This is a genomic window from Acinetobacter sp. 231_lipA (assembly GCF_058243005.1).
Genome location: NZ_JBZAYU010000001.1, coordinates 1,629,025 through 1,647,922 on the forward strand (window position 1 = coordinate 1,629,025; position 18,898 = coordinate 1,647,922).

Here is an 18,898-nt window from a genome sequence, read left to right on the forward strand (position 1 = left end):
TGTCAATAGCGTAGAGAATCCGTTGCGGAGGAACCCGATGCGTATTGGTCAGTTGGCACAGTCAGTAGGGGTAGATACACAGACGATCCGCTTCTACGAACGGCAGGGCTTGTTGCCGCCGCCTGGTCGGCAGGAGAACGGTTACCGTGTCTATACCGAGAAACACGTTGAGCGGCTGGCCTTTATTCGTCGCTGCCGCATCCTGGATCTGTCACTGGCAGAAATTCACGAACTAAAGCGCTATCAGGACGACCCTCATCAGTCCTGTACCGCTGTCAATGCCTTGCTCGATGATCACATCTCTCATGTGCGCTCGCAGATAACCGCTCTACAGGCGCTTGAGAAACAACTCGTTTCACTAAGAGCGCGTTGCAACGATGACCGGGAAGTTAAGGCGTGTGGGGTTCTTGCTGGAATTAGCGAAGGAAACATGCACCAGCAGTAGGTGAAGCATCAACCAGATAATCCGATGAGATGCCGGTCTGTCTCACTCTCATGCAAAGGTAAGATCAACCATTTAATCCGCTTACCCTTTGTTTTTTGAGAGCTGCATCTTCATTAACATTATTTTACTAGATTAAAAAAAAGACATTTTGTACACTCCGCGCACAAGTATAAAAACCAATAACTTAACAATGATCATGTTCAATTCTATTTATAAAATGCTGGAATCCTTTGGGTTTGGCTCGCAAAAACGTGCTGTGCATATTCATTTTTCTAATCTGGCTTTGAACACACAGGTGTTTATTCAGCGCATTGAGGGCGAACACCGAATCAATCAAGGCTTAAAAGCTGAAATTCTATGTCTATCGACCAATGCTTATCTGCCTTTAAAACAGTTCATTGGTGGACGTGTCGCGGTTGATCAGGTCACGGATGTGGGGCAGCTGTCGCGTCTGACGGGAGTGATTACCAGTGCCAGTCAGGGTCAAAGTGATGGTGCGCTAACCGTTTATAAACTCACGATTGAAGATGCAACAGCGTTGTGGCATAAGCGCAGAAACAGTCGCGTGTTTATGAGTAAAAGTGTTCGTGAAATTACTGAAACTCTGTTTAGCGAGTGGCAAAGTCACAGTACATTATTTGCAGCCAGCTTAAGCCTAAACTTAGACGGTTTGAGTCGTGATTATGATGTACGCCCCTTTGTCATGCAGTCTAATGAAACCGACGCTGAGTTTCTCACTCGACTATGGCGGAGTGAAGGTATCAATTGGTTGATCGATGAACAAGCTCCAATGGTGCTCAGTTCGTCCGAACCGATTCAGGCACAGCAACTTCGTTTGATTGATGATAATCAAGCTTTTACAGCATTGGGCCGCCGAAAGATTCGTTTCCACCGCAGCCATGCTACTGAGCCTTTTGATAGCATCACCAGTTTTATTGCTGAACGTCACTTACAGTCCACCACAGTACAGACGCAGCGTTGGCAAGCGCAACATTTAGCTCAAGATCAGAGTCAGGCTGTATTGAGTGCGCATCAGCACAGTGATCAACAGGACAATGAAAGTTTGGGTTTGGAACAAGTCTGGTGTGTCAGTCCAGCATGGACGGCTGATTTACAAGGTCAAGTCACGTCTGCCAATAGCAGTCAACTAGATCGTCTCAACCAACAACTGAACCAATATCACGAGCTTCAGGCCAAATATTTCACAGCAAAAAGTAGCGTTCGAGATGCACAAGTGGGTTATTGGTTTGAAATGGTGGATCATCCTGAAATAGACCAGCATGTGTCCACAGAGCGTGAATTTCTCATTTTAGGCAAAGTCTTTTATAACCAAAATAATTTACCCAAAGAGTTGCTACAGCAAATCAATCTGTTACTAAAAGCAAGTCGCTGGCAGGGTCTGAGCGAGGAACGACAAGCCAATGAACTCTTTGTCGTGCGCCGTGAGGTCAAAATTGTTCCTGAATATCAAGCGTGGATACACCGTCCACTAGCTTATCCTTTACGGGCCAAAGTCGTCGGACCTGTGGGAGAAGAAATTTATGTGGATGCATGGGGGCGAATTAAAGTTCGTTTCATGTTTACGCGTAGTGATGACCATGCCCATGATGGTGGCGCGGGTGCAAATGATAATGACACGGACTCGGCATGGGTCGATGTATTGACTCCATGGGCGGGTGAGGGATATGGCGCACGTTTTCATCCGCGTGTCGGAGAAATTGTGGTCATAGACTTCTTTGAGGGAGATGTTGATCGACCCTTTGTCGTAGGGCGTATTCATGAGGCCGAGCGCCATCAAACCATGTTTGATGTGAAGGGGGCATTACCTGCGACAAAAAAACTCAGTGGGATTCGTTCACAAGAGGTTGCAGGGCAAGGCTTTAACCAACTGCGTTTTGATGATACGACAGGGCAAATTAGTGTGCAGCTACACAGCAGTCATGGAGCCAGTCAGCTCAACCTTGGCAATCTCAGTCATCCAAAAGAAACTGAGAACAGTGATGGGCGTGGTGAGGGTTTTGAGTTAAGAACGGATCAATGGGGAGCCATGCGCGCAGGCAAAGGTCTCTTGATTAGTACCTATGCACAGGATCAAGCGGTTGCGGATCATTTGGCTGCATCAGAAGCCCAGTCCATCTTGCAGCAAGGTCATGACAGTATGCACATGCTAAGTACTTTGGCTGTTAAACAACAGACTGATGCATTGAATGTGGTCAATCGTCTGCCTAAATTGATTCAGTCTGTAGAGTTAAAAGGCGCTAATCAAGCACTCCAAGCAACCGTTGGTTTATTTAAAACCGCAGTTAGTCAGGATCCGATTTCGGCATTAAAAACGTGCGGTGGTTTTCTTGAGGATATTCAAAAATTTGGTCAAGATACGGACAATTTGATCAATGAATTTAAAGACTATTTTCGGGATGCAGAGGCTTCAATAGGCAATTTAAAAGCCTTTATCGATAACCTCGAAGAACATGGCACAGATGCTTTGAAAAGTCAGTTGCAAGGCGTTAAAGACAAATTGAATGCGGATCCACTCGGCGCTTTAAAAGATGTTGGTAAAGTGATTGCGAATGTTGATATGAGAGACTTTGACCTGACCAGTGCTTGCGGAAGCTTTAATAAAGGCAGCAAATTGGATGTTAATCCCATGCAGGCATTAGGCTCCATGCAAGGCTTTATGGAGACATATGCTCAAGAGGCAGAGCAAACGCAGGATACTCAGAATCAAGCTCAAGCGAAGATCTTTCGTCAGGCTTTAATGCTGCTGGCTTCCCCCAATGGTATTGCCTTAACTACACCTGAAGATATTGTTTTACAGGCCTCTCAAGACATCGCTGAAAGTGCACAGGGGTCCATCAACTTAAGTGCTCAGAAGAATATTATTGCGCATGCACAGGATAAAGTGAGCTTATTTGCTGCACAAAAAGGGCTAAAAGCATTTGCTGCAAAAGGAAAAGTTGAATTACAGGCACAAGATGATGCGATAGAGGCGATTGCGCGTAAGGTGATTAAGTTAATTTCAACAGAAGATAAAATAGAAATAACCAGTCCGAAAGAAATTGTACTGACTGCTGGTGGTTCACAGCTCAAAATTAATGGGGATGGGATTTTTACGACAACAGGTGGAAAGTTTGAAAGTAAGGCGGGGCAGCATAGTTTTGTGGGGGGGGCCATAGTAAATGCTGAATTACCTAAAATGCCTGAGAGTGGAATCTTTAGTCGACGCTTTGATTTCAGTGAGTTGATTAATAATGATCTGTTGAAAGACGGGTTCAAATATAAAGTTATTAATCATGCAAAGAAAACAGAATACATCGGTTTTCTTGATCAGTTTGCAAGGACAGAAAGGATCTTTAGTGATAATCCGGATAACGTTGAAATTCTTCTACTTGGTAAGAGTAATAATAGCTCCGATAAATTACAGCTTATAGAGGAGAAAATTACAGAAGACCAAAGTAAGTTTCCGGATGAAACCTGTTGTGGCGGTGATGATGAACATGATCATAACAATAGGCAGATTGCTGAAGAGTTAAATGAAGATGATGATTTGAAATTAGATTTTGAAAATTTTGGGCTCAAGGATTAAGTTAAAATGAAGACGTTAAAGATAGTGCTAGGTTCATATATTCTATTGAATAGCATGAATTTATATGCGGAAAACGTTAACGAGTGTATGAAATATTGGAGTGAGCCAGCTGTACAAATACGTGTTCTACCAGATGTGCAATGTTTCGATATCTGGGAAGAAGGTTTTAGTAATGAGAATAAAAAAGTAGCAAGAAAAATTGGTTTTAATCTCAAAGATAAAAATTGGGTGTCTACAGGGATATGTAATCATATCCAATATAAAAATAAAGATTACTATATTTACTGGGCTGATATGAAGGATGATAGAACTGATCTTATTATGATTTATAATGAGGGTAATTCATTTGCTTATTCAAGGAAGATAGACCAAAAAAATATTAAAAATGGATTTAGAAAAGAAGATCAGGTTGATGTGAATTTATCTTGCGGAAAAATAGGTGATGATATAAAAATTGCATCAGTTCTAAATGGTTATATATTTAAAGAAACATCTATTAGTAATATTTTAAAATATAAAATGTATGATAGGTTTAAGTGATGAATAAAATAATAAGATTTAAAGATGGTACGGTGCAAGATTTTAATTTGAATAGAAATGGTTTTATACAAGCTGTTAGTTATAAAGAGTCTAGTGCTGATTTAAAGTTAAGTCCAAATCATAAGATAAATATAATAGCTTCAGCTAAAAAAAGTGCAGGGGGGCACCGTGGATTTTTTCAAATGGGTGAATCTGCATTATTTGAAACAGGATATTACTTAGGGGATCTAGGTGTAGATTTTAGAAAGTTAAACCCAGAAAAAGAGCGGGGGAAAATAAATACTATTAGATCAACTTTTGGTAAAAATGACTGGAAAGGAGAGTGGTCTGGTAAAAATGGAATCTATTCACTTAATGATTTTCTTACAAAACCTGAATTACAATTAATGGCAGTAAATGATTGGATTAATCATTTGTGTAAACGTATGAGGATGTTAGATTTTAACCAATATTATGGACAAATTATTAATGGGGTTGAGGTAACAGAGTCGGGAGCAATTGCTGGTGCACACTTGATGGGAGAAGGAGGGTTGGCTACTTTTCTTGGTTCACCTCAATTTAAGCAAAAATCTGCTGTATCTGATGCAAATGGTACGCATATTTCCTCATATATATCGATGTTTGGAGGTTTTGACTTAGAAAATTGTTGCAAAAGAAAAATCTATATTACTTTAAAAGATAGCTCTGGTTTAGAGCTGAAAAATAAAAAAGTGACCATCGTCTCTCAAAATAATGGTAAATATATTTCGGGGGAAACAAGAGTTAGAGTTAATAGTGATGAAAATGGTAACTTGCCAGTTATTGTTAGAAATCCTGACACTGCAATAAAAATTGTCGCTGACGGAAAAGAGTCAAATAGCATTATTCAAAAAGCAAATGAGAAGCAAAAGGCAATTTTAAATGATTTTAAAGTTGCTAGTTACCCTACTGTTCTAGAAGAAAATAATACCCCTCACCCAAGGCCTCAGACTAATAAAACACCTCAAGAAGTAAGAAATGAACAAGCACAGTCTTCTACCTCTAAAGATGAAACTGATAAAAATTCGATACAAAAAAATGTTAGTTTTAATATTCAAATTGTCGAAGGTGACTCTGCTAAGCCAATTTCAAATATGAATTTTTATCTTACTTATAAGGGTAATATTAAAAAGCATACAGCTGATGGTACTGGCGTTAAACAAGGGATTATTGCAGAAGAAGGACGTGATATTGAGGTTTCTGTCGAAGGAAGTGGGAAAAAACAGGTCATACATCACTTTAGAGTCAGTGCTGCATTAAAAAATCAAACGATTAAAGTAAAATTGCCCGTACATACTTTTAAGGTTTCAGTTATACATGATGGTAATGCTATTCCAAATACACTATTTAGTATTTTTTATAGGGGGCGTGAAATTCCTAAACGAACAAATAGCCTTGGCATTATCAATATTCGAATGTTAACAGGTTTTGTTTTTGGTTTTGGAGTCAAAGGGAAAAGTCTAGTTTTAAGCCGGGTTGAAAAATCAATTAAGATACAAAATTTTACAGTTAATAATGATGCTATACAAGCATCAAAAATGTATGAAATTGCGGATGCAAAATTCAAGCAAGTAGAAGATTTAAAAAACCAGCAAAAACAAAAAGAAGATCAAGAAAAGAAAGCGAAAGAAAAAGCAGAAAGTGCTAAGAGTGAGACTGGGCGAATTCAAACATGAGGTGCGACAGTTTCAAAAGCCTTATGATAATCAACAAGCTGAGCAAATTTCTCTAATGGTGTAAGCCAATCTAACGCTTTTCTAGGACGAGTATTCAGTGACATGGCAACTTGATTTAAATAATGCTGATCTGCCTGGTTTAAATCAATCCCTTTAGGTAAATATTGCCTAATTAAACCATTCATATTTTCGCATGTGCCTTTCTGCCATGGCGAATGTGGGTCACAGAAATATACATCTATGCCTAAATCTTCTTCGAGGATTTTATGTTCTGACATCTCACGTCCACGGTCATAGGTCAATGTTTTACGCAGTTCTGCGGGTAAATATTTCAGAGCTTCAGTTAAAGCCTTGCGCACTGATTCTGCCTTTGCATCAGGTAATGTTGCCAAGATACAGAGCCGTGTATTTCGTTCAATAAGTGTTGCTATCGAACTTTTATTGTCTTTACCTTTAATTAAATCGGCTTCCCAATGACCCGGTATTTTTCTTTCTTGAACTTCGGTTGGGCGCTCATGAATAGTTTTAATATCCTGTAATATAGAATCTTTTTTAGGTTCACCGTTAGCTTTTCGCTTTTTATTTTCATGTCGCAGACAGGATAGTAAGTCTTTTTTCAGCTCACCCTTTGGTAATGCTCGTATCGTTGAATAAATCGTTGTATGGCTTACATTCATTGTTTGATCCAAATCAGGAAATCTCTTTAAACGCTTTGCTATTTGCTGAGGAGACCATAAACAACGGATCGCTTCAACAATAAATTTCCAGAGGATTGAATCGATTTTGAGTTTTATGTGACCACGTCTACGTCTAGCGAAGGTGTTATCAGAAGCATATTGAGCTTGATAAACGTCATTGATGCTATTTCTTTTAAGCTCACGATAGATCGTACTAGGATGTCTTTTAATGAGTTCAGCAAATTTTCTGGCTGAAAAGCCTTCTTTTCTTGACTCAAGCATTAATGCAGTACGATCTTCAAAGTTAAGATGATGGTATGACAATTTTATATACTCCATAAACCCTTTAAATTAATTAGGTGGTTTTATGTCGCACTTCAAGTTTTACTCTGCCCTGATAAGAAAAATCAAGCAAAGCAAAACGATACGTACACTGAAAATGGAGGAAAGCCATTAACTGCAGTAAGCAGTCAATCATCAGTAACAAGTGATACTACTCGATATCATATTTATTATAGTGGAGTCATCAAAAGGGAGAATAAAGCAGCAACAGGCTTTGCTGAATTTATTTATTATGATCAGAATGGTGGAATTCATAATTTAGGAAAATCAAATTTTAATGTAGCTAATAGATGGAGCTCTAAAAAAGTTAAAGGGGTAGGCTCGGTATATTTGATTGATCAAAGAAAGCATAAACAGTACAAAAATGGGAATATAGGCTATTTATGGAGAATAGACAGTGGAGATGGAAGATATTATCTTTCTGGAGCTGCTCTTTCTGCAGTATTAGGTGCTATGTGTAGCCTTGGGTATGCTGAATATACAGGTTCAGGGTTTAGCTGTAAAGATGGGTCACCGGGAGATAGTGTCTCTCACTTAAATGGTGAAAATGGAGACTTTAGGTATATTGCTATTAATAATAGACATATGAATGAACTAACTTATACAAGCCATAAACATTTTGATTGGGATAAAAATGTTGGTTTCTTAAATGCATTATATAAATTTGGATATAAACTATTTGGTTCTAATCCTGTTAAAATTAAAGAAAATAAATTGTTACCACATTCCAAGAGTTGGAGTGGACATAATAACCATGTTCACCTGCATAATTTTAATCCAAATTTAGAGGATATATAATGTTTTTAATGAGATATATAAAAGAAGATAGACTTTTAAAAATAGTGTGTTTCTGTTTTTTATTATCTGCATGTAATACTTTTGATAAAAATGGAAATTCTTTAAGTGGTTTTAGTGAAGATGGATTTGAGAATTTTAAAATTGGAGATAATGGTCAAAATTTGACAGAGGTTGATGGTAGTCGTGTAGGTGATTGTTTTATTGCAAAGGATAATAAGAACGAGGATATAGAATTTCAAATCATGAATAATAGGATTTCAATTATTTCCTCTATAGACAGTAATAGAAGATCCTATAATGGCATAAAGGTAGGTGCGCCAGAAAAAGAGATATATGAAAAATATCTCTGTACACGACAAAAATAGATAACTCATTGAAATAATGTCATAATAATTGTTTTCTAACGACGAATACTATGACACATCTCAATGAGTTATATCTTATCTTAAACAAATATCTAAAATGGAACAAGTCACATTTAAAGTGCTTTGCGCTCATCATGCTTGTGATTATTTTAAAGCAAACATGTAATCTTTCTTCTGCATCTAAAGCCTTGCCCATCAAGTGCTTACCACAATCATTTTATCGACGTATGCAGCGCTTCTTTGCAGGTCAGTATTTTGATTATCGTCAAATTTCTCAGTTGATTTTCAATATGTTTTCATTCGACCAAGTGCAACTGACTTTAGATAGAACCAATTGGAAATGGGGAAAACGAAATATTAATATCCTGATGCTCGCAATCGTTTATCGTGGAATAGCGATACCTATCCTTTGGACATTGCTTAATAAACGTGGAAATTCAGATACGAAAGAGCGCATTGCTTTGATTCAACGCTTTATAGCCATTTTTGGTAAAGACCGTATTGTGAATGTGTTCGCAGACAGAGAGTTTATCGGTGAGCAGTGGTTTACATGGTTAATTGAACAAGACATCAACTTCTGCATTCGTGTTAAAAAAACTTCATTGTCACCAATCATTTAGGAAAGAATCATAAAATTAGTGATTTATTTCGCCATCTTAAAGTTGGTCAAATTGAATGTCGTAAACGACGGATTTTGGTTGGTCGGGTGAAACTATATATAAGTGCACTACAGTTAGAAAATGGAGAGCTTTTACTCGTCGTTTCTCCTCAGTTTAATGCCAATGCTATTCAGGATTATGCATTACGCTGGGAAATTGAAACCTTATTCAGTTGTCTCAAAGGATGAACCGTACCGGGTTTGTCGGAGAGTCAATATTCTGAGAGACTATCCCGATGACAAAATTAAAATATACCCCTGAAATCAGAGAAAGATCGGTTCAATTATTGATTGAATCCGAAAAAGATTATCCTTCTACTTGGGCTGCAATCACAGCAATTGCTCCCAAGATTGGCTGTACTCCTGAAACACTACGTTCCTGGCATCAGAAGCATTTGAATCAACAGAATCCAATCAAAGTACAGCAGCTTTCAGACCAAGAACGCATTAAACAACTTGAACGCGAAAATAAAGAACTGCAGCGAGCCAATGAAATTCTACGCAAAGCAGCCGCTTTTTTCGCCCAGGCGGAGCTCGACCGCCCACACAAATAATGGTGGATTTTATCCATAACAATAAAGCGTTATACGGTGTTGAGGCGATTTGTAGGATTTTACCGATCGCCCCTTCGACCTATTACCGGACTTTAGATCTCGCGGACAATCCAGAACATCGAGCGAAACGAGATTTACATGACTTGCATCATGCTGAACAAATTAAACGAATTTGGAAGGAAAGTTCAGGTCGATATGGTGTACGTAAAGTTTGGCAAAAACTGAAACGTGAAGGCTATATTATTGCACGCTGTACAGTTGCTCGATTGATGCAAAAGCTAGGTATACAAGGTGTTTGGCGTGGGAAGAATAAACAAACTACCCGTAGCAGAGATGATCAAAAACGAGCAGATGATTTAGTGAAACGGAATTTTAGTGCTGATCAACCTGACCACCTGTGGGTCGCTGACTTCAGTGTGCCGCAGCAAGCGGCGTAAGAGATGAGGGTATGGCCCCTCGCTATCGGCTTGCAGGAGCAGGTAGCAAACCACCATAAGCGGCTTGGATCAAAAGTCCCGGTCGTGAGCGTTATGGAAAAGGCATCGTAGAGATGTCAGGTAAGAATTAGGAAGGCGAACAACAGTGAACTGCCGTTCAAGTGTCGAAAGTACTCAAATGACATCAAAACCGGGGATGGAAGTTACCCCGCGATTAGTTTGGCCGTTACCTGCTTACGGGCCATTCGGTGTCCGGCGTAGAGGCAGCGCGATCCTAATTCAGGCTCTTACGTTGAACTGCGGGAACCTTCGGTGGCGATGTCAAGCGAAAGGCACAAGCTCAAAAGGCAAGGCTGATAATAGCAATGCGTCACCAAGGGGCGGAGCAACTCGTAGTAGTGTTGAAGTTATTGTAATGGTAATGGAGCGAAGGGGTTGCATTATCCAGGTCTACGGATTTGTCAACTGTGCAAGCAGGAGGAGCAAAACTTTATGACCAAACCATTTAACATTCCTAAAGCGTTAATTTGGGAGGCATTTAAAAAAGTCAAAGAGAATGGTGGCGCTCCAGGCGTTGATCATGAATCTATTGAGCAATTCGAAAAGCATTTAAAGAACAACCTATACAAACTATGGAATCGACTTTGTTCTGGCAGTTATTTTCCACCGCCAGTTAAGGCTGTTCCGATTCCAAAGAAGTCAGGTGGCGTGCGTATACTAGGTATTCCAACAGTTGCAGATCGAGTCGCGCAAACAGCAGTTAAGCTCTTATTAGAGCCGAAAATTGATCCATTATTTCATCCAAACTCATATGGATATCGTCCGGGGCGTTCTGCCCATGATGCAATTGCGATAGTGAGGAGACGAAGTTGGGATTATGACTGGGTTGTGGAATTTGATATCAAAGGTCTCTTTGATAACATCGACCATGATTTACTCATGCGTGCACTCAAGAAACACTGTGAAATTCCATGGATTCTTTTATATGTGCAACGTTGGTTAAAAGCACCAATGCAACACATAAATGGCCATCTTTTAGAAAGGAATCGCGGCACACCACAAGGTGGTGTTGTGAGTCCTTTATTGGCGAATTTATTTATGCATTATGCTTTTGATATGTGGATTACGAAACATCTTCAAAGTGTACGGTTCTGCCGTTATGCAGATGATGGCGTAATTCATTGTCGGAGTTTATCTCAAGCCAAACTTGTTTTACAAAAGATCGATGCACGATTTCGTGAATGTGGTCTCGAATTGCATCCAGACAAGACAAAGATTGTTTATTGCCAAGATATTAATCGTCGTAAAGCATATCCCGATGTTCAATTTACTTTTCTCGGGTACACGTTTAGGCCCCGTAAGGCTGTGGACAAGTATAAAAGAGTTTATGTAAATTTCTCTCCTGCAGTCAGTCGTGATGCACTTAAAGCAATGCGACAGACTATTCGGAAATGGCATCTACATCTGATGTGTAATCGCGAATTAAGTGATTTATCTGCAATATTCAATCCAATTCTTCAAGGTTGGCAGCAATACTATGGTCGATTCCATGGTTCAGCAATGTCAGCGATCTGGCAACACATGAATGCTTATCTTATACGCTGGATGAGGCGTAAGTATAAAAACTTGGCCCGTCATAAAAGACGGGCTAGATATGCCTTAGGGCGACTTGCGCGTGATTTTCCAAATGCCTTTGTGCACTGGAAAATGGGATGTTTACCATCGGTTGGATAATGGGAGCCGGATGAGCTGAGAGGTTCATGTCCGGTTCTGCGAGGGGCTAAGGGTGAAATTCCCTTGGTCTACTCACCCGTATATTCAAACCAATTCAGGTTGGGTCTATACCGCCTTTATTATTGATGTCTTCTCACGAGCAATTGTTGGATGGAAAGTATCAACACGCATGAATACAGACATGGTCCTGGATGCATTGGAGCAAGCATTGCATGATCGAGGCATGCCAAAGAACGTGATTCATCATAGTGACAGAGGCGTACAGTATCTTTCCATTCGCTATACCAATCGTTTAGAAGCAGCAAATTTACGAGCTTCAGTCGGTACAACGGGTGACTCATACGATAATGCTTTGGCTGAAACGGTGAATGGCTTATACAAAACAGAGGTGATTGAATATTTAAAAGCATATTGGCAAGGTTTAGCAGATGTACAACTTGCGACACTAAACTGGGTAGATTGGTTCAATAAAAAGCGTGTACACAGTGCACTGGGTTATGTATCGCCTTTTGAGTTTGAAGCAATGTACTATGATAAGATTAACCCGTTAGGTCAGGTGGCCTAACTTAAATAAAAAAGTCTCCGACAAACCCGGTACGGTTCATGACGCGGGTTTAATCTTGAAAATACGCGCTTGACAGACCCTAGACGAGTGAAAAAATTGATTGCGGTGTTAGCTATAAGCTTCTGTTGGTGTTACTTAACGGGTGAATGGCAACATGATCAAAAAAAAGTGATAAAAATAAAGAAGCATGGACGACTCTCAATGAGTTTATTTCGCTATGGTTTAGACTATGTTCAAATGGCGATTCAGCGTTTAATTGGTTTTGGGAAAAAAGAAGAGTTTAAGGAAATTTTGGCAATTTTAAGAAGGCAGAACCCTGATAGGATAAGGGTTCTGTGAAATTTGTCGTGTACAGAGGAAAAATATACAGGAAAGAATTTAGATAAGAGAAAAAATCCCTATGGTGATCCTAAAAAAGACTATTCGCTTATTCATTGGAATGATAGCGCTAAAAAATTAGGAACACGTTATGATGTTGAAAATGGTGTTGTTGTCGGTATTAAGGTTGGAAATAGCAACTTAACTTTAATGGAAGGTTGTGCTTAGTAATGTAGCTAAAACTTAATCTTACTTATTATGTAAAAATGTGGGTAATAGTAAGATTAAGTTTTTGAGGAAAAATTTTCAACTTTAGATACAGGCTTTAAAAATCACCCTTCCAACACTTCTTCCAACAACTCTTCACTCGGCGCAAAATAATAAGCACCGTCCACAGGAGTCACAAAATGAAGCATACGGTCATGGATTCCATCACCACTGGTGCCGAACATACGCAGTAACATCGCATCAATAATGTTTAAATCTTTCGTATAGGCAATAAAAAATAAACCTTGCTCACCTTTACCATCGCCATAAGGAAGAGAGTGACGTAGGATTTCCATTTCCTCGCCTTCATCATCTTCAACCACGACACGTGCAACGTGAGAATTTTCAGGCTTAACGTCATCATCTAGTTCAATACTTTCAAGTTTTGTCCGTCCAAAGACTTGCTCTTGAGCATCAACCTTTAGCTTTTTCCACTTTTCCAAATCATGGCAATAGCGCTGTGCAAAGATAAAAGAACCATCTGCGAATACTCCTGCATCTTCACTTAATAATGTCGTTGCAGCACGATCATCGGGAAACTGCGGGTTTTCAGTACCATCAATAAAACCAGTCAAATCTCGACCATCAAAATTGCGGAAACAGACCCGTTCATCTAAAACATCAACTTTATCTTGGATACCTTCAAAGAACGATTGACTAAGGGCAAAACAAATATCGGTACGCTGAGCCGCAATATGAATTAAAACATCCGCAGGTGAAACAGGCATATTGAAAGAGCCATAAATGGGCTCTAGCTGTTTAAACCCTGCAGGCGCTGTAGGATGAAGTTGTGCCCAAAGTTCAGGGCCAAAAGCAACAGCTGTTTTAATCTGCGCATGTGGATGCTGGGTAATAAGACGATCACGAGTTGAAAATAAATCTTCTAATTTTTCTTTAAGTTCATCAATACTTAAATCTTTTAAACGTAAAACAATAAAACGGGCATGATCTGAAGGTAATGGTAGAATTACAGATTGGGCGGTCATTCATGGCTCCTAAAAAAATTGTTATTTCTATTGGCTGCACTTATTGTGCCTTATGCAGTTTCAGCTTCATAGCTTTAAGTGATAAATTCATTGATGAATAATAAACCCTAAAAGCATGAAAGATCATATAATTGAGTGGTCATTTTCTCTCAATGTCTTTTATGTCATTTCAAATTTGGCTGGGCTTTGTACTCGCATGTTGGATCATTAGTATTTCTCCAGGGGCAGGGGCCATTGCGTCAATGTCGAGTGGCCTCAACTACGGTTTTCGGCATGGTTATTGGAATGCACTGGGCCTACAACTCGCCTTATTGGTGCAAATCGGTATTGTAGCCGCTGGGGTAGGGGTACTTTTTGCCACAACGCTTTGGGCATTTTGGGCCGTGAAGTGGTTTGGTGTGGCTTATTTATTGTATTTGGCTTATTTACAATGGATAGCACCCATTCAATCGATTGAAATTCAACAAGAACAACCGACTAAATCGCGCTCTAAATTGGTGATGTATGGATTTTTGATCAATATGAGTAATCCCAAAGCAATCGTATTTTTATTGGCAGTTTTACCGCAATTTTTGGATTTGTCTAAACCACAGTGGAGTCAATATGCGGTGATGGCCGTCACGATGGTCACGATTGATTTGATTGTGATGGCGGGATATACGGGGTTAGCAGCGAAAGTTTTAAAACTCTTAACATCACCGCGACAGCAAAAATATCTCAATCGTACTTTCGCAGTGTTGTTCAGTTGTGCGGCGGGATTACTTAGTTTGGTTCATCAGTAAGTTTAGTCTGCGTCAGTTCTGCTAAAAACTGTTGTTCGGTAACCACATGTATACCGTGCTGACGAAATAGGGCGGCAGTGATTCCTTCCCCTGCAATTTTTTGTCCAGTAAATGAGCCATCATAAATACCATCGCTGCCACAGGATGGGCTATTGGCTTTGAGCACGGCATGCGTGACGTGATTGGCTTGCGCTAATGTTAAAGCTTTGTAGGCACCTTGAATAAAGACATCGCTAATCTGCTGACCATCTGAGGAAAAAACCTGTGCGTGGCCTAATAAAACATCAGCACCTGACCCGTGGCGAATTTCTGCTGCGGGACGCGGGGTTGGAAGTCCTGCACTGACTTCAGGGCATAAGCTGACATAATTTTTATCGAGCAAGGCTTCAACTAACTGAGAGACTAAGCAGTCTTTGCCGTCATAACGGACTTTTTGTCCGAGTAGACATGCGCTGATAAAATAACGTTGATGGATCATTTAGTTATGTCAGTTTTTTAAACTTCTGCGCGATAAAAATCAACGCAAACAGAATCGACATGGTTAAAACAATGCTGAGTCCTGTAGAGGTATTCAGCCCTGCGCTGGACCATAAACCAACTGTCACCCCAATTTGCGCAATCACAAAGGCCCAAATCACCATTTGTTTTGGAGAGTGGGCAAGCAGTCGAGCGGTAAGTGCTGGAATGACAAGCAAAGCACCCATCAGTAAAGAACCCACTGCACGAAGCGCCAAAATGGTAAATAAAGCCAGTAGCAACATAAAAATCAAACGTTGCCATTTCGCACTGACACCTTCACTGACGGCCATATCAGGATCGATCGCGATTTGAATTTGAGCTTGCCAACTTTTATAAAGCACTGCCAATCCAACAACAATAACAGTGGCAAAAACGGGCAGGTCTACCCATGTGATCGTGAGCAAATCACCAAATAAATAGCTGAGTAACTCAGGTCTTAAACTTGGAATATGTTGAATAAACATCAGACCCGAGCAGAGCAAGGTCGCAGAACAGAGTGCGAGTAAGGCGTCATTCGGTAACCGTGGATCATGCAACACCCAAAGGATCGCCACCAACAAGCCCGCAATAAAAGCCACACCCATCCACAGGGGCAACGCCATTGCTCCTGCAATCGCGACACCCAGTAACGTGCCATGTGCCATGGTGTCGGCAAAGAAAGACATGCGGCGCCATAGCATCAAACAGCCCAGTGGCGCAGTTAAAAAGACCAGAAGCGTGCCCATAATCCATGCAGGCAACAGCAGTTGTAACCATTCCATCATGAGTTAAGCTTCCGGTTCAGGGTGAATGTGTGGGCGAGCGTCATGCTGACAAGGCGTTGCACTATCACCATGTGCGCAGTGATCATGATGATGTTGATAGAACACGCGGTTAGTACCAAAAATGGCTTGATACTCAGGGTGTTGTTGCACACTTTCAGGCAGGCCACTACAACAAATGTGTTTATTCAAACACACCACACGATGAGTTCCTTGCATGACCCACTGCAAATCATGTGAAACCATGAGCACAGCACAACCATATTTGGCGGGTAAACTGCGCACATAGTCGTACAGCTCAGCCTCAGACTGAATGTCTAAGCCCTGCATCGGTTCATCGAGAACCAAAATATCGGGTTGACGTAACAGTGCACGAGCCAGTAAAACGCGTTGACGCTCTCCACCTGAAAGCTGCTGTACTTTAGAATTTTCAAGTTTGCTGATCCCAGTATCGTGGATAATTTCTTGCTTAATTACAGGATCACATTTTTCCAAAGCTAAGAGGTCTTTCACCCTAAGTGGTAGGCTATGTGAGGGATTAAATTTTTGGGGTACATAAGAAAACTTGAGTGGCTTTGTTGTTTTAATTTCACCAATATTAGGGTGCACAATACCCAATAGCACTTTAATGAGCGTGGATTTACCCGCACCATTTGGCCCAATCAGGGTCACAATTTCCCGTTCATGTAAGACAAAATCGACATGCTTTAAAATGTCGCGTTCATCGATACGAACACTAATTTGGGAGAGTTCGACCAGAACAGGATCGAGGCTTACTTGTGGCGACACTGCTGACAAATTCCTGAAATTTCGATAATACTATGTTGTGCGGTAAAGCCATCGGCTGCGGAAAGCGCATCGAGTTGTTGTAATAATCCTTGTGCAGAGGCCTCTGTCACTGATTTGCAATCAGTGCAAATGAGAAAGGCTGCTTGATGGCCTTCACGGGGATGGCAACACGGAATATAGGCATTAATCGAGGTGAGTCGGTGAATCAAACCTTTTTCCAATAGAAATTCTAAAGTACGGTACACCGTCGGTGGGGCAGCAGGGCGGTCGGCATTGCTTTTAATTTTAGCCAACAAATCATACGCACCCATCGGGCCTGTCGCATTCAGGATCAATGCCAAGACTTCTTTTCTTAAGGGGGTTAGGCGCGCACCAGTTGTTGCGCACAAGACTTCTGCTTCAGCCAAACGCGTCTCAACGTTGTGATGACCATGCACATCATGTAAAGCATGGTGGTGTTCGTGAGAACAAGCGCTCATAACAAACCTCAAGTGCAAAATTTATAAAAGAAAAACGACATTAAATCTTAACATGAAGCGCAGAGAGTTTCGATTAGGCATAGGTATTTTTGTTGATTTGTTATATTATAACACTAATTGTATTTCTAGTGATTGCTCCCCATGTCCCGTTTCTTGGCTTTTTTTGCGTTTGCGCTGTTTAGTAGTGTTGCTTGGACGCAAGGCTTGGTTGTCTCTACACAGCCGATTTACTTGATTGCACAGGAAGTGACGAAAGGCATTGAAAAACCAACCTTATTGTTGGCAGATCAATCTGGACATGATGTAAGTTTGACCCCAATGCATCGTAAAATCATTCAGGATGCAGGCTTGGTTGTTTGGCTGGGACGAGCACATGAAGCACCGCTGGATAAACTCCTGACCCCCAATGATAAAGCAGTTTCTATTTTAGATTCAGGCATTATCAATGCCTTACCACTACGAAATACCCGTGGTGATGCCTTAAAAAATACCATCGATACCCATGTTTGGCTTGACCCAAACAATGCGGTACGTATCGGTTTCTTTATTGCAGGCCTGCGTTCACAGCAGATGCCTGAGTATAAGGAGCGCTACTGGAACAATGCCAAAATCTTTGCTCAGAAAATGTTGCAAGCCTCAGCTATATATAGTCAAAGTACCCAAGCTCGCCCGTATTGGTCTTTTCATGATGCCTATCAATACATTGAGCGACCTTTAAACTTACGCTTTGCAGGTGCATTGACAGATGACCCACATATTGCCCCTACGGTTGCGCAAATCAAATACTTAAATGACAGCCGCCCTTATTCAAAGATGTGCCTTTTGGCCGAAGTGCATGCAAGTCAAGCACAATATCAAAAGTTGAACCCATTGGTTTTCCAAGCGGTTGACGAAAGCATGACTGGGGCAGGGAATTTTGTCAGCGCATGGAAGCAATTGGCCGATCATGTGCATAAATGTGTGCTAAATGCGCGAAAGTAACGCAAAAATTAAACAATAATTGATTAGTTTAAAAGCAATTTAAACATAGAAAAAAACTCGACTTAGGTCGGGAAAAGATTGCATGTTCAGGGGTGTAACTCTATAATGCCTGCGATTAAAAATAATCATCAGCTAAACTTGTCAAGCATGATTGTTGTGAGTGAATAAATAATGAGCCGAACTAGTCGCTTGATTGACCGACGATTAGCGAAAGCTTTAGTCCTCTTACAAGCATGTATGATTCCTGTTTCAGCCTTGATCGGCTGGGTCGTGAAAGACTCAACCGCAGCCCTGAGTGCAGCATTAGGTGCGCTCGTGTGTTGGCTTGCGACTTGCTATTTTTCATGGCAGTCGTTTCGAGCAGCAGGAGCTCGCGCTTCTAAACAAGTTCTTGCGAACATGTATAAAGGCATGATGGGTAAGTTTGCAATTGTGATTGTTGGTTTCATTTTAATTTTAAGCAATGTCAAACCGTTGTCAGCGGTGGCGTTGTTTTGTGGTTTTATGCTCGTTCAAACCATGACGTGGGTTGCTCCATTTTGGGTGTCGCGTCAACAAAAACGAGTTTAATAAGCACTACAAAAAATTGAAAAGTTTTTTAGGAGATGAACGAGATATCAA

16 protein-coding genes, 5 pseudogenes and 1 other annotated feature are annotated in these 18,898 nt (G+C 40.6%); of the genes and pseudogenes, 15 read left to right on the top strand and 6 right to left on the bottom strand.

What is annotated here, in order from left to right:
* Nucleotides 1–37: 37 nt before the first annotated feature.
* The 4 genes and pseudogenes from cadR to AC4CUX_RS08050 all read left to right on the top strand — a co-directional run.
* Complete coding sequence (gene cadR, locus AC4CUX_RS08035) at nucleotides 38–445, top strand: Cd(II)/Pb(II)-responsive transcriptional regulator (protein ID WP_001219640.1); 408 nt, start codon at nucleotides 38–40, stop codon at nucleotides 443–445.
* Between the two features lie 196 nt (nucleotides 446–641).
* Nucleotides 642–4,031 carry a type VI secretion system Vgr family protein gene (locus AC4CUX_RS08040; protein ID WP_490792316.1) on the top strand — a complete coding sequence of 1,130 codons (3,390 nt, stop codon included), beginning with the start codon at nucleotides 642–644 and terminating at the stop codon, nucleotides 4,029–4,031.
* A gap of 6 nt (nucleotides 4,032–4,037) precedes the next feature.
* Entirely contained in the window at nucleotides 4,038–4,571 is a 534-nt protein-coding gene (locus AC4CUX_RS08045) for a hypothetical protein (RefSeq protein WP_490792317.1), read from the top strand.
* Nucleotides 4,571–6,244, top strand: a pseudogene (locus AC4CUX_RS08050) (hypothetical protein); the annotation flags it as partial. The gene AC4CUX_RS08045 and the pseudogene AC4CUX_RS08050, both read left to right, overlap by 1 nt.
* Nucleotides 6,245–6,255: 11 nt before the next feature.
* Here the strand turns inward: AC4CUX_RS08050 and AC4CUX_RS08055 are convergent.
* On the bottom strand, nucleotides 6,256–7,281 hold the full coding sequence (locus AC4CUX_RS08055) for an IS30-like element ISAba125 family transposase (protein WP_490792318.1): 1,026 nt from the start codon (nucleotides 7,279–7,281) through the stop codon (nucleotides 6,256–6,258).
* A gap of 333 nt (nucleotides 7,282–7,614) precedes the next feature.
* On the opposite strand from AC4CUX_RS08055, the gene AC4CUX_RS08060 reads away from it, so the two are divergent.
* From AC4CUX_RS08060 to AC4CUX_RS08095, 8 genes and pseudogenes are all read left to right on the top strand, one after another.
* Nucleotides 7,615–8,082 (top strand): hypothetical protein, encoded by a 468-nt coding sequence (locus tag AC4CUX_RS08060; protein WP_490792319.1) that lies wholly within the window; start codon nucleotides 7,615–7,617, stop codon nucleotides 8,080–8,082.
* Nucleotides 8,082–8,447, top strand: coding sequence for a hypothetical protein (locus AC4CUX_RS08065; RefSeq protein ID WP_490792320.1), 366 nt, complete (start codon nucleotides 8,082–8,084; stop codon nucleotides 8,445–8,447). The genes AC4CUX_RS08060 and AC4CUX_RS08065 overlap by 1 nt, the downstream gene beginning before the upstream one ends.
* A gap of 50 nt (nucleotides 8,448–8,497) precedes the next feature.
* Nucleotides 8,498–9,291: pseudogene (locus AC4CUX_RS08070) on the top strand (IS4-like element ISAba1 family transposase); the annotation flags it as partial.
* Nucleotides 9,292–9,341: 50 nt separating this feature from the next.
* Nucleotides 9,342–10,084: pseudogene (locus tag AC4CUX_RS08075) on the top strand (IS3 family transposase); the annotation flags it as partial.
* Nucleotides 9,617–9,733, top strand: a sequence feature (AL1L pseudoknot). It overlaps the preceding pseudogene by 117 nt.
* 504 nt (nucleotides 10,085–10,588) lie before the next feature.
* Nucleotides 10,589–11,830, top strand: coding sequence for a group II intron reverse transcriptase/maturase (gene ltrA, locus AC4CUX_RS08080; RefSeq protein ID WP_004826931.1), 1,242 nt, complete (start codon nucleotides 10,589–10,591; stop codon nucleotides 11,828–11,830).
* Nucleotides 11,831–11,909: 79 nt separating this feature from the next.
* Nucleotides 11,910–12,395, top strand: a pseudogene (locus tag AC4CUX_RS08085) (IS3 family transposase); the annotation flags it as partial.
* Between the two features lie 42 nt (nucleotides 12,396–12,437).
* Nucleotides 12,438–12,734, top strand: a pseudogene (locus tag AC4CUX_RS08090) (IS4-like element ISAba33 family transposase); the annotation flags it as partial.
* A 3-nt stretch (nucleotides 12,735–12,737) separates the two neighbouring features.
* Nucleotides 12,738–12,941, top strand: coding sequence for a hypothetical protein (locus AC4CUX_RS08095; protein WP_490792321.1), 204 nt, complete (start codon nucleotides 12,738–12,740; stop codon nucleotides 12,939–12,941).
* Nucleotides 12,942–13,045: 104 nt separating this feature from the next.
* Here the strand turns inward: AC4CUX_RS08095 and AC4CUX_RS08100 are convergent, their stop codons facing one another.
* Nucleotides 13,046–13,966 carry a Dyp-type peroxidase gene (locus AC4CUX_RS08100; RefSeq protein ID WP_490792322.1) on the bottom strand — a complete coding sequence of 307 codons (921 nt, stop codon included), beginning with the start codon at nucleotides 13,964–13,966 and terminating at the stop codon, nucleotides 13,046–13,048.
* A 161-nt stretch (nucleotides 13,967–14,127) separates the two neighbouring features.
* On the opposite strand from AC4CUX_RS08100, the gene AC4CUX_RS08105 reads away from it, so the two are divergent.
* Nucleotides 14,128–14,748: a LysE family transporter gene (locus AC4CUX_RS08105; protein ID WP_490792323.1), complete on the top strand. Its 621-nt coding sequence runs from the start codon at nucleotides 14,128–14,130 to the stop codon at nucleotides 14,746–14,748.
* Here AC4CUX_RS08105 and AC4CUX_RS08110 read toward each other — a convergent pair.
* The 4 genes from AC4CUX_RS08110 to AC4CUX_RS08125 are packed head-to-tail and all read right to left on the bottom strand — an operon-like array spanning nucleotide 14,729 to nucleotide 17,296.
* On the bottom strand, nucleotides 14,729–15,226 hold the full coding sequence (locus AC4CUX_RS08110) for a 2-thiouracil desulfurase family protein (RefSeq protein ID WP_490792324.1): 498 nt from the start codon (nucleotides 15,224–15,226) through the stop codon (nucleotides 14,729–14,731). The genes AC4CUX_RS08105 and AC4CUX_RS08110 overlap by 20 nt on opposite strands.
* A 4-nt stretch (nucleotides 15,227–15,230) precedes the next feature.
* Complete coding sequence (gene znuB, locus AC4CUX_RS08115; RefSeq protein WP_490792325.1) at nucleotides 15,231–16,031, bottom strand: zinc ABC transporter permease subunit ZnuB; 801 nt, start codon at nucleotides 16,029–16,031, stop codon at nucleotides 15,231–15,233.
* A gap of 3 nt (nucleotides 16,032–16,034) precedes the next feature.
* Entirely contained in the window at nucleotides 16,035–16,817 is a 783-nt protein-coding gene (gene znuC, locus AC4CUX_RS08120) for a zinc ABC transporter ATP-binding protein ZnuC (protein ID WP_490792326.1), read from the bottom strand.
* On the bottom strand, nucleotides 16,802–17,296 hold the full coding sequence (locus AC4CUX_RS08125; protein ID WP_010325643.1) for a transcriptional repressor: 495 nt from the start codon (nucleotides 17,294–17,296) through the stop codon (nucleotides 16,802–16,804). Before AC4CUX_RS08125 ends, znuC begins: the two co-directional genes overlap by 16 nt.
* A 141-nt stretch (nucleotides 17,297–17,437) precedes the next feature.
* On the opposite strand from AC4CUX_RS08125, the gene AC4CUX_RS08130 reads away from it, so the two are divergent.
* Nucleotides 17,438–18,277 (top strand): metal ABC transporter solute-binding protein, Zn/Mn family, encoded by an 840-nt coding sequence (locus tag AC4CUX_RS08130; RefSeq protein ID WP_490792327.1) that lies wholly within the window; start codon nucleotides 17,438–17,440, stop codon nucleotides 18,275–18,277.
* A 171-nt stretch (nucleotides 18,278–18,448) separates the two neighbouring features.
* Nucleotides 18,449–18,847, top strand: coding sequence for an ATP synthase subunit I (locus tag AC4CUX_RS08135; RefSeq protein ID WP_004684416.1), 399 nt, complete (start codon nucleotides 18,449–18,451; stop codon nucleotides 18,845–18,847).
* Nucleotides 18,848–18,898: the final 51 nt, after the last annotated feature.

What these genes read in the sequence shown, in the direction of transcription:
- cadR (WP_001219640.1), top strand. Translation starts at nt 38, where the DNA reads ATGCGTATTGGTCAGTTGGCACAGTCAGTAGGGGTAGATACACAGACG.
- AC4CUX_RS08040 (WP_490792316.1), top strand. Translation starts at nt 642, where the DNA reads ATGTTCAATTCTATTTATAAAATGCTGGAATCCTTTGGGTTTGGCTCG.
- AC4CUX_RS08045 (WP_490792317.1), top strand. Translation starts at nt 4,038, where the DNA reads ATGAAGACGTTAAAGATAGTGCTAGGTTCATATATTCTATTGAATAGC.
- AC4CUX_RS08055 (WP_490792318.1), bottom strand. Translation starts at nt 7,281, where the DNA reads ATGGAGTATATAAAATTGTCATACCATCATCTTAACTTTGAAGATCGT.
- AC4CUX_RS08065 (WP_490792320.1), top strand. Translation starts at nt 8,082, where the DNA reads ATGTTTTTAATGAGATATATAAAAGAAGATAGACTTTTAAAAATAGTG.
- ltrA (WP_004826931.1), top strand. Translation starts at nt 10,589, where the DNA reads ATGACCAAACCATTTAACATTCCTAAAGCGTTAATTTGGGAGGCATTT.
- AC4CUX_RS08100 (WP_490792322.1), bottom strand. Translation starts at nt 13,966, where the DNA reads ATGACCGCCCAATCTGTAATTCTACCATTACCTTCAGATCATGCCCGT.
- AC4CUX_RS08105 (WP_490792323.1), top strand. Translation starts at nt 14,128, where the DNA reads ATGTCATTTCAAATTTGGCTGGGCTTTGTACTCGCATGTTGGATCATT.
- AC4CUX_RS08110 (WP_490792324.1), bottom strand. Translation starts at nt 15,226, where the DNA reads ATGATCCATCAACGTTATTTTATCAGCGCATGTCTACTCGGACAAAAA.
- znuB (WP_490792325.1), bottom strand. Translation starts at nt 16,031, where the DNA reads ATGATGGAATGGTTACAACTGCTGTTGCCTGCATGGATTATGGGCACG.
- AC4CUX_RS08125 (WP_010325643.1), bottom strand. Translation starts at nt 17,296, where the DNA reads ATGAGCGCTTGTTCTCACGAACACCACCATGCTTTACATGATGTGCAT.
- AC4CUX_RS08130 (WP_490792327.1), top strand. Translation starts at nt 17,438, where the DNA reads ATGTCCCGTTTCTTGGCTTTTTTTGCGTTTGCGCTGTTTAGTAGTGTT.
- AC4CUX_RS08135 (WP_004684416.1), top strand. Translation starts at nt 18,449, where the DNA reads ATGAGCCGAACTAGTCGCTTGATTGACCGACGATTAGCGAAAGCTTTA.